Here is a 14,484-nt window from a genome sequence, read left to right on the forward strand (position 1 = left end):
CAATGAAGCTTCAGTTCAAGGTTCAGCAATACCAGACCGAGGCCGTGGACTCGGTGGTCGACTGCTTCGCTGGTCAGCCGCGGGACGACGGGGTATCCTATCGGATCGATCCTGGCCGTCGTGCGAAATCTGTTCAGCCGATGCTTGATTTTCCTGAGACGCCGGACTCAGGTCTGCGGAACGCAGAGATTACGCTGAGCCCTGCCCGGTTGCTGGAGAACATGCAGTCCGTGCAACGGAGACGGAACCTTCCGCTGTCGAAAACGCTCGTTCCGAGCAAGGCTTCGTCGATTCCAAACACACCGAATCTCGACATCGAGATGGAGACGGGTACTGGCAAGACCTACGTCTACATCAAGACCATCATGGAGCTGAACAAGCGCTACGGCTGGTCGAAATTCATCGTCGTGGTGCCGAGCGTGGCGATTCGTGAAGGCGTGAAGAAGTCATTCGATATCACCGCGGAGCACTTCCAGCAGATATACGGCACCAAGGCGCGTTCCTTCATCTATAGCTCGTCACAACTGCACGAGCTGGAACGGTTCAGCTCCGACGCCGGGGTGCAGGTGATGATCATCAACATCCAGGCATTCAATGCCACAGGCAAGGACAACCGGCGCATCTATGACGTATTGGATGACTTCCAGTCGCGTCGTCCAATCGACGTGATCAGCGCCAACCGCCCGATCGTCATAATCGATGAGCCACAGAAGATTGGTGCAGCGAAATCGCTAGAGGCGCTGTCGCGGTTCAACGCGCTGATGGTGTTGCGGTACTCGGCCACACACAAGGCGGAGCACAACAAGGTCTACCGGCTCGACGCCCTCGACGCGTACAACCAGAAGCTCGTGAAGAAGATCTCTGTGCGCGGCATCACCGTTAAGGGTCTGGCCGGCAGCACCGCCTACCTATACCTAGATACCATCGAGATCGCCAAGGGTGCCAAGCCGCGTGCCCGAGTCGAACTGGAGGTGCAGACGAAGTCGGGTATCAAACGCCAGGTCAAGCGACTCGACCAGGGAGCGAACCTCCACGACGTCTCAGGCGGCATCGAAGCGTACAAGGGCCTGTTCATCACCGATATCGACGCCAGCCGCGACGTGATCGAGCTGAGCAACGGTGACATCGTGATCGCCGGGCAGGTTACCGAGGACGTGACCGACGAGGCCAAGCGGCGTATCCAGATCCGCGAAGTCATCCGTGCCCACCTGGACAAAGAGCGCGAACTCTTCTCCCAGGGCATCAAGGTGCTGTCGCTGTTCTTCATCGACGAGGTCGCCAAGTACCGCGACTACGACAGCCAGGACACTCTGGGCGACTACGCGCGCGTGTTCGTCGAGGAATATCAGCAGCTGGTAGCCGACGAGCTCAACCAGCTGTCCCTCGACGAGGAAACCGAGGCGTACCGACGCCACCTCGAGGCAATCCCGGTCGAGGCGACCCATCAGGGGTACTTCTCGATCGATAAGAAAACCAAGCGCCAGGTCGATGGCGAGGTGAAGAAGACGGGCGACGAGAAGGGACAGTCCCTCGATGTCGATGCCTACGACCTGATCCTGCGCGACAAAGAGCGCTTGCTGTCGTTCGCCGAGCCGGTGCGCTTCATCTTCTCCCACTCCGCTCTGCGAGAGGGATGGGACAACCCCAACGTTTTCGTTATGGGGATGCTCAAGAAGAGCGACAACACAATTTCCCGCCGACAGGAGATCGGCCGCGGCCTGCGCCTTGCCGTCGACCAACGCGGCGAGCGGATGGACAACTCGGTGACCGTGCATGACATCAACGAGCTCACCGTCGTGACCGACGAGTCCTACACCGCCTTCGTCGCCGGGCTCCAGAAGGAGATCAGCGAGTCCCTTGCCGCGCGCCCCCGCAAGGCGAGCGTCAAGTACTTCATCGGCAAGACGTTCACCACTGAGTGCGGAGAGAGCGTCGTCGAGGAAGCGCTAGCGAACGCCCTGTACAAGTACCTTGTCAAGAACGATTACATAAATGACGACGACACCATCTCCGATGCTTACAAGTTGGCACGTGACGCGGGCACCCTTGCCGAGCCGACGTCGGACGTGCTCAAGTCCGTCGTCGACTTCATCTGGCCGCTCGTCGATGCGCTCTACCTGAACGTCGACCTCATCACCGACGGACGCAAGCCGAAGCGGATCCCGCTGAACGAAGAGAACTTCACCAAGAAGGAGTTCAAGGAACTCTGGGCCCGCATCAACCACAAGGCCGTCTACCAGGTCGAGTTCGATTCGACGGAGCTGATCGGCAAATGCGTGACTGCTCTCGACGCCCACCTGAACGTCGCTGCGATGCAGTACGTCGTTCAGTCAGGCCAGCAGCGAGCAGCGCTCGATGCCGACGAGCTGGCGGCCGGGGAAGGGTTTGTGGTGAGTTCCACGAGCACGCACACGGAGACCGTTTCGGCCTCATCACAAGTCAAGTACGACCTGCTCGGTGAGATCACGGAGAAGACTCAACTCACGCGGCGAACGTCCGGCGCGATCCTCAGCCGCATCAAGCCGACGACCTTCGCGAAGTACCGGCAGAACCCTGAGCAGTTCATCACCGAGGCCGCGCGTCTGATCAACGAGCAGAAGGCCACCGTCGTCATCGAACATCTGACCTACGACACCCTCGCCGAACGCCACGACACGGCGATCTTTACTGAGAACCAGACTAAGCAGGACTTCACCAAGGCCGGGGAGAAGCTGAAGAAGCACATCTACGACTACGTGGTGACCGAATCCAAGGTCGAGCGCGCGTTCGTGACCGGACTGGACACCAGCAACGAGGTTGTCGTGTACGCCAAGCTGCCACGCGGCTTCTCCATCCCGACCCCCGTAGGCGAGTACAACCCGGACTGGGCCATCGCGTTCAAAGAAGGGGCCGTGAAGCACATCTACTTCGTCGCGGAGACCAAGGGTTCACTGTCCTCGATGCAACTCCGCGGCATCGAGGATGCCAAGATCGAGTGCGCTCGAAAGTTCTTCGCCGAACTGAACCACAAGAACGACGAGAACGTCACGTACGACGTTGTCAGCGACTACAGCCAACTCATGCAGCTCGTCGGCGCGTAGTCCTTGGGCGTAGAGCGGCCTCTGAATCACCCACAGGCCGCTCTACGCCACGAGAGACCACGCTTCTGCACCTTGGCAATGATCGTTTGTCGGGATCAGCCAAGCTCGCCGCCCAAGCTGGCGAGCTCGATCCCTCGGCATGTCGTTAAACGGTATAGGGATCGCGATCAGCATCATGCGATCGATCTGACCCGGCCAAAGCAGCGCTGCTCGCCACCATCGAACAGCTTGCCGGATTAATTCGATACGCTGACGATCGTGAGTTCGTACCTGCTGATTCTCGGTGAACGCGAGGCCGTGGCGTGGGTGTTGCGAGAGTCCCGGATGGCCTTCCCTCCGAGGAGCCGGAGGGAAGTAGCCAAGCTCAAAGTAGGGGACGACATGCTCATCGTCACTACACGAGGCTGCTGGCACGACCCGAAGCGGGACCGCACGCGTGTCATCGGCCTTGCGGAGGCCACCACGAGCGTCGTCGCCTACGACGAGCCGGTTAAGATCGCAGGCCGTGACTTCACGCGGGGCTGCGAGCTCAACATCGAGATGCTCGCACCGTACCTCACGGGTATCGAGTTGGTGCCACTCATCCCACAGCTCGACGCCTTCCCCGACAAGCGGGAAGGTGTATGGCCTATCCGGCTTCGCCGCCCTCTCCTAGAGATCTCCAATGCCGACGCGCAGTTGCTCAGGCAAGAGTTGACCACGATCAGCAGAGATGCCGCCACCGTGATCCCCGAGTACCTTGCCTCCATCCGGCCCATACAGCCCCGCACTCGCAGAAAGTAGCTGCTGGCCGCCTTCCGTCGGCTGCTACTGGGCACCCTTGCCAGCCTGAGGGATATACATGGGATGATCTTGGACGGTCCATGCGCGTTGTGAGATGTATACGCAGGTCAAAGCACCGAAGCAGGCGGCGCAGCCTCCGCTCTCCTAAGCTGGTGTTATAGCTGCTTCGCGGCTTCCGCTCCTCACCGGCTCTGGGGACGGGTCCACATGCGTCGAGGTATGCGGTTCTCATCTCTGCTGACAGCCAAGGAGTACAGCAACGCACGCTCGCGCCAGCACACAACGCCGCTCACCATCGCCTGGTGGACCAAGGAGATAGGCCTCCTGGCAGGGCGGTGCCGTTGACTGCAGATCAGAGGACGTTCTCCCACGCTTCCGCTTCTCGGTGGAGACGCTCGGCCAGCGTCTTCAGCTTGCGTTTGAGGTCGCGCCTAGTACTGCCTCGGGTTTTGATCGCGTGGCAGTTCGGACACAATGCAATCATGTTCGCCGGGTGGTCACGGCCCTGGGCGGCCCGTTCGTCGACATGGTCGACTTCGAGGATGGCATCGCCCCTGTCGGTGACATCAGCCGGTTGGCCACCGCAGTCTGGTTTCTCGCACATGCCCTGGGCACGCAGCATCACGGCAATGCGAGCATCCGCAGAGCGGAAGTAACGGTCAGAAGCAGTGCGGGTCGTTCTGCCGTGGTTGAGCGATTCCTTACGCTCTACTGACGCACACAGCTTGCGATACTGCCGGCCTGCATCTTGTTTGGTGACCGCAGTAGGCGCTTCTGTCTCGAAGGTTTCGTCGTGCGTCTGCTGGTCATCTTGAGCAAGCCGTTCTAGTACTGACTGTGGCCATTGATCGCGGAAGGGAGACGGCACCGGGGCCAGTACCCACGCGAACTCGCGCCGCCACTGCTTGTCCTCGCCCTTGCCCCACACCAGGCGCCGGTCCACGATGACGGTCCACGTGTCAAACCCCCAATCGCCGCCGGCGGGCTGGTGCCAGTACCTGATGGGCTTCTGTTCCTGCTGGCAGACGAGCAGTTGTGCGTTGCCTCCGCCTTTCAGAGTTTGATCGCCGTTCAATCCTTGACCGCGGTACTCAATCAAATCCGTGCCAGGAATGCTTTGGTCGTCGTAGGGGCCCTTAGCGTCGGAGAAGACGCACATCAGCCCGTCGTCGAGGGTACCGATTCCGCTGGTCCACTGGCCGCCTAACTCTGCGTGAATTGCAGTGCGCTTAGGGAACGCCACGAATCCGGGGATCGGAAGCATCAGGTCAGCCTCTCGGCCGGCTGGCACTACACCGTCCAGGCCAACGGCCGCAACCAGCCCCACCGGAACGGGGTTGAAGAAGCGGGCCAGCAGGGTCGCAGCCGCGTTCGCCACCAGACCAAGGTCCCCAGTCAGCATCGCATACACCGCCGGTGTGAAGCCGGCTTCGGGATTGACTTGGTCAAGCACGCTGATGGTGGGCCGGCGTCGCCCGGGCAGCGGTGCGATCCGATGCGCGTCCTTGATCTCCCAGAGGGCATCCGTGGCGTGCAAGGTCCAGAACGGGTACTGGGCACTATCGGCCGTGGCACCGTTGCCGTAGGTCGCCTCGAGTTTCTCAAACGCGGCGCGCGTCTCCCGCCAGGTCGTTAGCCGCGGCGCGCCCACGGCAACGCGGCCGAGTAGCCACAGCAACAGAAGAGGACGATGCGTAGGGGCGCTGCCTCGCACAGCGCGAGGGGACAGCTGGCCGATCATCTTGATGAAGTCACGTCGAGGGGTGGGGGAAGTAACCACGTATAAACGCTAGCGGTCTACCCCGACAAAATAGGACATGTCGGTGGACCATGTGCGGGGCAATCCACCATTATCGACATGAGCCGCGTCTCTCTTCAGGCTTCGCCTTGGCGAGAGGTGCGCAGCACCAGCGTGCCGTTCTGTGGTCCGTCCTGGCGGCTCTCCCCTGGTACCGACATAGGGGTCACGGTATGGCCGGCGAGCGCGAAGGGAAAGGCGCCACATCAGGACCCACGGAGTGTCATCGCCAGGCGGGCCCATTCAGAGATGAGGACTGAGGCGCTTGGCGATCCCGTCGGTCTCATCGAGGTCGAGACGAGGGACCTCCCCCGACCGCGTGCAACCGTCGGGCAGAGTGCCGGCGACATGGAAGTGCGCATGGGGGACGGCCTGCTGCGCGGGCACCCGGTTGTTCTGCCAAACGGCGATGCCCCCGGGGTCGTAGGCGGCCGTGATGGCCCGGGCCGCCCGCCGCACGGCGTCCATAAATTGTTGCTCCTCCGCCGGGGCCACGTCCATGCCCGTCGGGCGATGAGCGACCGGGATCACCAGCACGTGGCCCTGCCCACGCTGCCAACGCGTGACCAGGATGGCGACCTGCTCCAGAATGGAGGCGGGCCTCAGCCCGGCAAGGTAGTCGCAGAAGGGGCACCGGTCCGCGGATGGCATGGATATCGGTATGTCCCCAACCTTCCCGCATCTCGTCAGGTTTTCGTGACCGTGCACGGATCGCCCGCGAGGTGGTCAAGCACCTGGTGATCCACCTTGCCTGTCGCTGTGAGGGAAAGTTCCACCTCTGTCTCCTGACCCGGTCGACGCGTCCTGGTAGGTCACAGCGTCACGCTACGCCGCCCCTCTGACCGCCGGCAGCCCAAACGCGGTACAGCGCCGCTTCGCACGACCGGTCGCCCGTAGCATGGTTGTAGGTTCAGTCGGGTGATCGAGTTGCAGGACGGGCCGCTCTACAAGTTCTCCGAGTGGCCGAACCACCAGGTACCCCGGCTGGCGGCCGGGGTTTACACCGTGTGGCGCGAGGACGAACTACTGTACGCCGGCATGAGCGGGCGCGCGATGAAGCAGGAACAACTGGTGGCCACGCCCGGCCAGGCGCGGGCAGCGGTGGGGCTGTGGACCCGGCTGAAGGCGCACGCATCGGGAAGACGGTCGGGCGACCAGTTCAGCGTCTACGTCTGCGATCGGTTCGTGGTCCCGGTGCTGACACCGCACCAACAGGCCGAAATCGGCCACGGTCATCTCAGCCTGGATCAGCTGACCAGGGACTACATCCACGAGCACCTCGGCTATCGCTTCCTCATCTGCCGCGATGGAGCAGAAGCCAGTGAGATCGAGCGCGCCGTCCGCGCCGGAAGCCTGGAAGCGGGCCTGCCGTACCTGAACCCCCTCAAAGCCAAAGGCAGATCAGACTAGTCCTGCCGCTCGTGTTTCTGGACGAGCTCGACCGAAAACGCTATGAAGGCAGCGATGCGCTCAAGCGTCGAGCCCCGTACCGCGGTGAAGCCTCTGACCGTCTCGCGTCTGAGATCGAAACGCTCGGGTACGGACAACTGCCGAAGGCCCCCACGCGCTGGACTGTTGAGTGCCTAACAGACGAGCGCGGCCATCGCCGCCAGTACGACACCGATGCCGAGATTCTGGATCGAGCGCTCCTGCTGCATCAGGTCACCGGCCGAGTCGTCAACGTGGTGACGGCTGATCTCGGCATGCAGGTACGAGCCACGGCGTGGGGACCAGGAGTACGAGACATCGCCATGCCGGACAAGTATCGGCGCGATCAGGACGACGAGAATTAGCTGAGAGCGCATAACTGTGCTCGCCAAGGACAATCAGCTTTGCGTCCGTTTCACGAGGCGCAGAGCTGGGTGCGAACTCGCGCCTCGACAGAGATCAGGGACATGCGAGGGATCATCTTGCGAATTGCCTCACATGCAGAGCGCGCGGCGGTACATGTCCGGCGGTACGTCGATCGTCGGGTGCAGATTATGGCAAGTGACGTCGTCACGCCTGACTCCTTGGCCGAGATGATGGGGTCGATGTTGCCATTCGCGATGTCCAGCAGCTTTCGCACGCTGGTCTCGATGGCCGGGCCAGCCCGATCTTCGTCGGCGTACGTCACGGTAGGGACGATCACGATGAGCTACGGGCCAGCTAAGTCAGAGAGCCAAAATCCCTGTGTCAGAGACAACCAAGCCACACCGCCTGAACCAAGCAGTCTCTCCCCTCATTGCGACGAATCCAACTCAATGAAGACCTGATAATCAGCCGCCAAGGCGCATGCGCTCCTCTACACTGGTCGCCGTGGTAGAGGATCAGAGATCAGAGGCCGGCCGGAGACTGACGGTTGAGTTTTCCGCCTGGTTCGACGAGGAACGCATACCCGCGGAGCGCTTTTACCAGGAAGGCCTCCTGGTGCTGGACGCTAATGTCCTGCTTGACCTATACCGCATGACTCCTGAAGCGAGGACCCAGGTATTAGGGGCATTTAGGAGCGTAGCGGATCGCCTTTGGGTCCCACATCAGGCCGCTCTCGAGTTCAGCCGAAACCGCAAACGCGCGGTAGAGGATCGAATGTCCTCCTTCAGACAAACAAAGCATGCGCTGAAGACAGCTTCAGACAATGCCAGCAACGTCATCGAAAGAGCGATCGGCCAGCTACAGAAACTCCGTGAACGTACAGGAACATCAAGAAAGTGGGGGGAAGAAGGCGCCACCGCTGATCAGAAGGCCCTCCGGACAGCACTAGATCAGGCAATAGCGCCCGCCCTTACTGAGATTTCCGCGCTAGAAGCAGAGCAAGACCTCTTCCCGAAGGACGTACAATCTTCTGACCCTCTGCTCGCAGAAATAGATGACATCCTCGATGGGAAAATAGGGCGGCCCTTTTCACATCAACAACTTCGCGTTCTAGTCGAAGAAGCGCATCTATTTCGGTATCCCAACAAAATGCCACCTGGGTATCTAGATGCCGACAAAGATACGGATCTGCGTTCCAGTGGCGACTATCTCGTTTGGCGACAGACCCTGGATAAAGCGACTGAGGGCGATCTCCGAGAGCGCTTAATTCTATTGATCACCAGCGACTTCAAGGCTGACTGGTGGGAACTAGACCGCAATCATAAGCCGCTTGGCCCTCGCCGTGAACTCATTCAAGAGATGCGAGATATAGCGCAAGCTGACCTAATGCTCACTTCACTAAAGGAATTCCTCGGCGGAGCCCAATCCTACCTCGCCTCAGGCATCTCAAGTCGGACGATCGAAGAACTTGAGGTGCTTGAACAATCCGAGATTTCTGCGGATGAGGACGAAGAACCGTTTTCGGAAGACCTCACACCCTTCGCCGGCCGCATCAATGTTTACGACCTAAGTCCGCGAGACTTCGAGCGACTCATACGCTATCTACTCACTCGCATGGGCTATAGAATCAGATCGGAGGATACTCACACATATCGAGGTTTCGATTTCATCGTGACGAGACCAGAAGCGCCCGACAATCTCATAATCGTCGAAGCTCGACAATCAAACACTCCCATTATTGCGAGGCGAATGTTTGAGCTCGCTGGAGCACTTCGGAGCGGCAATTACACTTCCGCCCTATTTATCACCAATGCCCGCATTGGCCAAGCGGCGAAAGTTCAGGCTTCGAAGCATCCGATCCGACTAATTGATGGCACCGAGTTTGTCGATTTACTAGACAAATTCGGCATTGAAGTTGACCTCTACTATGATTAGTAGGCCGCCCGCCACGCAGAAACGGATCCAAGATCAGAGGTCGCGGTCTATGATCCTTTTCGCGGACGTTATCACTCTGCCGAATAGGAAGGCTGCAGGCAGTACCATACATCAGGCCAGGCGCAGCTGCTCATCAAGCGGAACAGTCATCGGGGGAAGGGTCGTGATCAAAAGTTCATTGGCGGACCGCTTCCCAACACGACCGGCAGCCGAATAGCGCGTACTTACCAGACGCTTACTAATCCGCCAGCAGCGCACGCCAAGCATCTCACGATCCGACTTTGACGGATTCATTCGATCATGCCCATATAGCCACGTGTTCTGCGTGAGCATCGGATGATTGTCATAGCTGAGGAGCCACCTGAATTGTGCTTTTGTACGCAGGTAGTCAGCGAGACTGAGGTGCAGCGTGTCATCAGCAATCCCGGACGCGCCAATCCTTTCACCACCGTAGCCGCCTCGTGGATCAAACGAGGTTCGATAGAGAACTGATGACTTCTCGACATAAGGTGGATCGAGGTACGCAACCACCCGAGACGGCAGAAGCTGCGGGTAGTGCTCGGGGACATCGTCGAGAGTCTGGCGCCAGTCCTTGCACCAAACATCTATAAGCCGTCCAACGTCGTATAGGTGGCCGATGTATCGAAGCCGCTCAGCTATTGCATCAGGATTCCAACGGCACCCGATCGGATAGTCACTGCTTTGCGCGCGTCCTCCGATAGGACCTGCCTTGCCATGCAGGATCCCCGAAAAGGTGGTCCGGTTGAGAAATAGGCACTTCATTGCGGCAGTCAAGCGGCGGTTGCGCCGCTTCATGGTCGGTCGGGGGTTCCATCCGCGCCAATAATCCCAACGTTCGACAGCTGTCGCACCACCACAACGGACGTACCGTTTCCATTCGTCGTGCATGCGATCGACGAGCCGTTCGGTGTCATCAGCCGCCGCCTGCCAGAAGGCGACGACAAGCGGATCAGCATCCGCAAGAAGGATACGGTCCACTACGCCTTCACCGATCATGCGCAGTGATGCTGAAGCACCACCGGCGAAGGGCTCGACCAGAAGGTTGATCTCAGGCACTTCCCGGGATCGTTTCGCCGACGTGATCACCCGTGCGATGACGGGAGCGAGTGACGACTTGGCCCCAGGGTAACGTAGTGGCGACTGGTAGCGGCCACGGGCCAGGTTGTGCGAGATCGGCGCAAGTTCTGCGGCCCACGGGCGAGCCTGGGCGCTGATCGCCTCGCCAGTGCCGAAGAGATCGGCGGACCGGGCAAGCTCGCTAGCGGCGATGCTTGTCGGTGGCGAGAGTACAGTGGTCATGATCACATCATGCCGGACGGACCGATCATTGGGATACACAGTTCGGCCTATCTCTTGAGATAGGCCGGTGGTTGTACCGCTTGAATGTTGAGCTTCAGCCCCGGGATGTTCTCCTGTGCCATCATTGTTAGGACAGACCTCCCAACCCCGAGTGGTAGCGCCGCGGCCGAGTGCGCGAGAGCGACCGGCACAACAGCATGTTGGTACATACGGGTCCGGAGCGAATCGAGGACCTCACAGATCAACCGAAGAGTTGGGTAGGCTTCCCAACCCTCAGCTTGGGCGCCGCCATCGTATGGCGATAGACCGGGCGCTGGTAGGACTGTGATGACCAAGGGATCCCCAGCGCTGGTGCGGTAAATGAAGCGACGACCATAGAACTCGTCCACGCCATAGCGGTTGTTCGCCGGCCGTCCTGATATCCGGTTGATGTAGTCGTTGGTGAGTCGCATGACGTGGCCGATCGGGATCAGATCCTTGATCTGCTCTGCGTGCTCAACGAATGCGCCAGACTTCTCGATGCCCACGACCAGCGGGGCTGCCAAGCCTCGCTTCACACACCACGTGCTCAAGTCACCGAGATAATCCTGGAACCGGCGCTTAAGTGGAGCCAGCGGGCCGAAAAGCGCGAGCGGACCATCTGTGATGAAGATGGTGTGGCGCAGAACATCAGGCGCTGTGTTGGCGAAGAAGTTTAGGTAGCACAGAGACATCAGCCGCTCGGCGGCCGTCATGACACGTCCCATGGGCGTGAAGTTCGAGCCCTCGACGTTGTACTCCTCGTGGGTCCGGAGTACATCCGCTAGATACAGCCGCACCTTACACGATGGGCAAGTGCCACCCGTGGCAGCGACCCGAAGCGGGCTAACCTGTGTTGCCTTGAGCCCACATCCGGGGCATACCCGAAGATCGATGGCCGTCGCAGGCGCTCCACGAGAGCCATGTAGTGCAAGTAGGCCGTCGGCGAGTGTCATGATAGTGCTCGAGTCGAATCGCGAGTTCTGGAGAAACGCGTCGAGCTCCACGCGCCAGGTGTCTACGCCGCTCATACCCGGGCGTGCCAGTTGTGAGCCGGGAAGAGCAACATCGAAGGCGTACTCGGTATGAGAGCGACGAACCTCTCGCGGGTCGATGTACTTCGCCCGCTCGAGACGTCGGAATACATCGAGGCGGATCATCGAGCCGGCGACTCGGAGGTACCCGACTTTTACGGTGGGATGCTCACGAGTGGTCTCGACCTCGGTGTCCGACCCATCCACCGTGATCGAGAAGTCGACGTCGCCCAGATTGCCGATCACGGGCAGGTTTTCGAGCGGCAAGCATAGTACATCGATTTCGTCCCTGCTGTTAGGACGGGCACTCGTGATCGTCCAGCGCTGGAGCGCAGCCTTGACCGCCTCATTACGGACCGTGCCTACATGACCCAGGCGAGAAGCCTTCTCTCCCTCGTATGACATCAGCTACTCGCCTGCAATCTGAAAGTCGACGCATGCGAGGCCTGCTGCCCTTCGTGCATCGTTGACCATGGAATGGTCAAACTTCGCAATCTGCAGCGGAACGATAAACTTGCCGGAGTAGGTTTTCATACGTACAAAGCCGACGTCCTCAGCCCGCATAATTAGGGGAGCCCATACCTTGAAGTCGTAGTAGTGGGCCAACTCGCGCGCTTCATGGTCGGAATTGAGGTGTGCTACCAGCCAATTCGAGGTGTTGGACAGGATTCGCTTGTCGACCGAGGTTACTTCCTGCGTCGCGTAGATAAGCCCCATATGATACTTCGCAGCCTCCTTCGACAGACGCACCCATGGATCATCGGCCACATCGCGTCCGCCGCGTTCGAATAGATTGTGGGCTTCCTCAACGATGATCTGCATGTCAACGGGGTCGATGTCGTCGCGAAACCGCTCGCCCGCTCGGTTCAGCAAGTGCGTAACAATGCGCTCCGACATCACCTTGGCGACCTGATCGTTGCCGCTCGAGAGATCGACGATCGCGAGGCGGCCAGCAAGCATGTCCTCCCACAAATGCTCGCCGACATCACCGGCCGACTGCGGCCCGTGAAAGGCGCGGATGGAACGAATGGCGGAAGTCACTCCTGTGTACTTATAGACGTTCCATATGTCGGCGAAGTGGCAGTTCTGCCTCTCGTGCCACTTGGGAAAGTCGTCAGGCCGCTCACCGACCCACTCCGCGAGTGCAAGCGCGCCAGCTGGAGAAACTACCTGGTAGCTGCCCGACCGGCCGGCTTGGGCAACTGCTCCAGAGTGGGCTGCCATAAATGCGTCCATTGGGCCGGATGGCGCTACGATAACGAGGTTCTGCGGCAGGGACGTACCCTGGAAGCCGCACTTTGCCAGAAGACCGAAATATGCGACCATTGCCCAGCCCCAACGGCTGTGAGCACTGCGATCGTTCCTGTCAGGCTCGGAGAGAACAGCCGACCGGAAGTCCTTGCCATAGTTGGTGTTGACTGCTGCGGTGGCTTGGCTGACAAGGCTCCATGCCGCATCCAGAACCTCTCGATCATAGAAGTTGATGCGCAGGGGCTTTTCTCGACTGTCGGTTGAGTCGGGCTCCACCTTGTAGATTCGCACCGTACTGTCGTCATCGCCAAGCAGTCGAAGGCCGGTGCCGTCCTGCCTGTTTACGTTGGCGTACTCGCCTTGTGGGTCGAAGATGAGCTGGCCGATGGCACGCTGATGCTCCGAGCCGTAGCGATGAACAGCCGTGACCAATGTCTTGATGGTATTCGACTTGCCAGTCCGAGTCATACCAAAAACGGCTGTCTTCCGGCCAATAAAGTCGGAGACATCGATGCGAACCTCGGCTCTGTCAGTGCCAGCGATCGCAGCCTTGCGACGTGAGGCGGCAAACCGAATTGTCCCGATCGCGAGAGCATCTCTCTTGTCAGCGGGCTCGGGAAAGGATGCAAGCCACGACAACACGTCCGTCGACGGGAGAAAGACCTGGTAACGGGCTGAGGCCACTACGTTGTCGATGTCGGCACCATATTCGATCTGTGCGTCACGGGCATCGGTCAACGTGTAGAAGGTCCCCAGAACCTCACAGTCAAACGCGGACTGCTGCAGTTCGTTGCGGGTGAGTACGTCGGTAACGTCGTCGAATCCGGCCCCCGATGCGCCAGCATCGCGAACAACTGCCAGTCGCGTCTGGACTAGCTCAGCCTCATTGGGCAGCGGAGAAGTCCCGCGCACGCGAAGCAGGATGACTTCCTGGTCCTCAAGTACGAATCCCCAGTCAGTGTTGTCGGCTGCCGCGGCGAGAAGGAAGCCACCTCGGGGGACACCTCCGGCTTCGCGCTTTTTGAAGTCGTCGGTCAGAACGACTGCCGAGTCGTAGTCAAGCCGGAAGATGGCACCGACTGGCATGCAGCCTTTGTTGACTAGAGCTGTCAGCGGCTTCCTGAGTTCGATAGTTGCCTGAACCTCCGCCGCGATCCCTGACACTCGTCGCCTCCTCTGTCAGCCACGCAACAGCGCGGCGCCTTAACCCAGCGGCCTTATCTCAGGTAGTTGTGACGCTACTGCGAGGACACCGACGTGAAATTATCCTCCATGCCGTCGGATGGCGTGGCGACTATCTGGAGATGTCCTTGAATCGTTGCCTTGGGCCTGCATGCTTTGGGCCTGCAGCCTCACCCCGCGAGGACGCACTCTAGGGCGTAAGGCGCAGTATCGGTTTCCTTCCGGACAGGACGGGATAAGTGGGAGTAACAGGGCGTTCAGGGCACGTGCCTACCATGAGTGTTTTCCA

11 protein-coding genes are annotated in these 14,484 nt (G+C 59.9%); 5 read left to right on the forward strand and 6 right to left on the reverse strand.

Features of this window, described 5'->3' with window-relative positions; translation table 11 throughout:
- Positions 1-2: 2 nt before the first annotated feature.
- Together H4W80_RS24695 and H4W80_RS24700 are read left to right on the forward strand one after the other, a co-directional pair.
- Positions 3-3,080: a type III restriction-modification system endonuclease gene (locus H4W80_RS24695; protein WP_192787274.1), complete on the forward strand. Its 3,078-nt coding sequence runs from the start codon at positions 3-5 to the stop codon at positions 3,078-3,080.
- Between the two features lie 258 nt (positions 3,081-3,338).
- Positions 3,339-3,863, forward strand: coding sequence for a hypothetical protein (locus H4W80_RS24700; RefSeq protein ID WP_318787038.1), 525 nt, complete (start codon positions 3,339-3,341; stop codon positions 3,861-3,863).
- A 352-nt stretch (positions 3,864-4,215) separates the two neighbouring features.
- Here H4W80_RS24700 and H4W80_RS24705 read toward each other — a convergent pair whose 3' ends face one another.
- Together H4W80_RS24705 and H4W80_RS24710 are read right to left on the reverse strand one after the other, a co-directional pair.
- Positions 4,216-5,643: an HNH endonuclease gene (locus tag H4W80_RS24705; protein WP_465263737.1), complete on the reverse strand. Its 1,428-nt coding sequence runs from the start codon at positions 5,641-5,643 to the stop codon at positions 4,216-4,218.
- 261 nt (positions 5,644-5,904) lie between these two features.
- Positions 5,905-6,312 carry an HIT family protein gene (locus H4W80_RS24710; RefSeq protein ID WP_192787276.1) on the reverse strand — a complete coding sequence of 136 codons (408 nt, stop codon included), beginning with the start codon at positions 6,310-6,312 and terminating at the stop codon, positions 5,905-5,907.
- A gap of 267 nt (positions 6,313-6,579) precedes the next feature.
- On the opposite strand from H4W80_RS24710, the gene H4W80_RS24715 reads away from it, so the two are divergent.
- On the forward strand, positions 6,580-7,071 hold the full coding sequence (locus H4W80_RS24715; protein ID WP_192787277.1) for a hypothetical protein: 492 nt from the start codon (positions 6,580-6,582) through the stop codon (positions 7,069-7,071).
- Positions 7,072-7,082: 11 nt separating this feature from the next.
- On the forward strand, positions 7,083-7,454 hold the full coding sequence (locus H4W80_RS24720) for a hypothetical protein (RefSeq protein ID WP_192787278.1): 372 nt from the start codon (positions 7,083-7,085) through the stop codon (positions 7,452-7,454).
- A 50-nt stretch (positions 7,455-7,504) separates the two neighbouring features.
- Here H4W80_RS24720 and H4W80_RS24725 read toward each other — a convergent pair whose 3' ends face one another.
- Positions 7,505-7,777: a hypothetical protein gene (locus H4W80_RS24725; protein WP_192787279.1), complete on the reverse strand. Its 273-nt coding sequence runs from the start codon at positions 7,775-7,777 to the stop codon at positions 7,505-7,507.
- 182 nt (positions 7,778-7,959) lie between these two features.
- Between H4W80_RS24725 and H4W80_RS24730 the strand changes: the two genes are divergently transcribed.
- Positions 7,960-9,390 (forward strand): PIN-like domain-containing protein, encoded by a 1,431-nt coding sequence (locus H4W80_RS24730; protein ID WP_192787280.1) that lies wholly within the window; start codon positions 7,960-7,962, stop codon positions 9,388-9,390.
- Positions 9,391-9,501: 111 nt separating this feature from the next.
- Here the strand turns inward: H4W80_RS24730 and H4W80_RS24735 are convergent, their stop codons facing one another.
- From H4W80_RS24735 to H4W80_RS24745, 3 genes are read right to left on the reverse strand one after another with little or no spacing between them, the layout of a single operon-like run.
- Positions 9,502-10,710: a DNA adenine methylase gene (locus H4W80_RS24735; protein ID WP_192787281.1), complete on the reverse strand. Its 1,209-nt coding sequence runs from the start codon at positions 10,708-10,710 to the stop codon at positions 9,502-9,504.
- A gap of 47 nt (positions 10,711-10,757) precedes the next feature.
- Positions 10,758-12,167 carry a hypothetical protein gene (locus H4W80_RS24740; protein ID WP_192787282.1) on the reverse strand — a complete coding sequence of 470 codons (1,410 nt, stop codon included), beginning with the start codon at positions 12,165-12,167 and terminating at the stop codon, positions 10,758-10,760.
- A gap of 3 nt (positions 12,168-12,170) precedes the next feature.
- A complete protein-coding gene (locus H4W80_RS24745) occupies positions 12,171-14,177 on the reverse strand; it encodes an ATP-binding protein (protein WP_192787283.1) in 2,007 nt (668 codons plus the stop codon).
- Positions 14,178-14,484: the final 307 nt, after the last annotated feature.

It is taken from the genome of Nonomuraea angiospora (genome assembly GCF_014873145.1).
Taxonomy (GTDB): Bacteria; Actinomycetota; Actinomycetes; order Streptosporangiales; family Streptosporangiaceae; genus Nonomuraea; species Nonomuraea angiospora.

Bases quoted from the DNA above. Each gene is read 5' to 3' on its own strand.
- H4W80_RS24695 (WP_192787274.1), top strand. From the start codon at position 3: ATGAAGCTTCAGTTCAAGGTTCAGCAATACCAGACCGAGGCCGTGGAC.
- H4W80_RS24710 (WP_192787276.1), bottom strand. From the start codon at position 6,312: ATGCCATCCGCGGACCGGTGCCCCTTCTGCGACTACCTTGCCGGGCTG.
- H4W80_RS24735 (WP_192787281.1), bottom strand. From the start codon at position 10,710: ATGACCACTGTACTCTCGCCACCGACAAGCATCGCCGCTAGCGAGCTT.
- H4W80_RS24740 (WP_192787282.1), bottom strand. From the start codon at position 12,167: ATGTCATACGAGGGAGAGAAGGCTTCTCGCCTGGGTCATGTAGGCACG.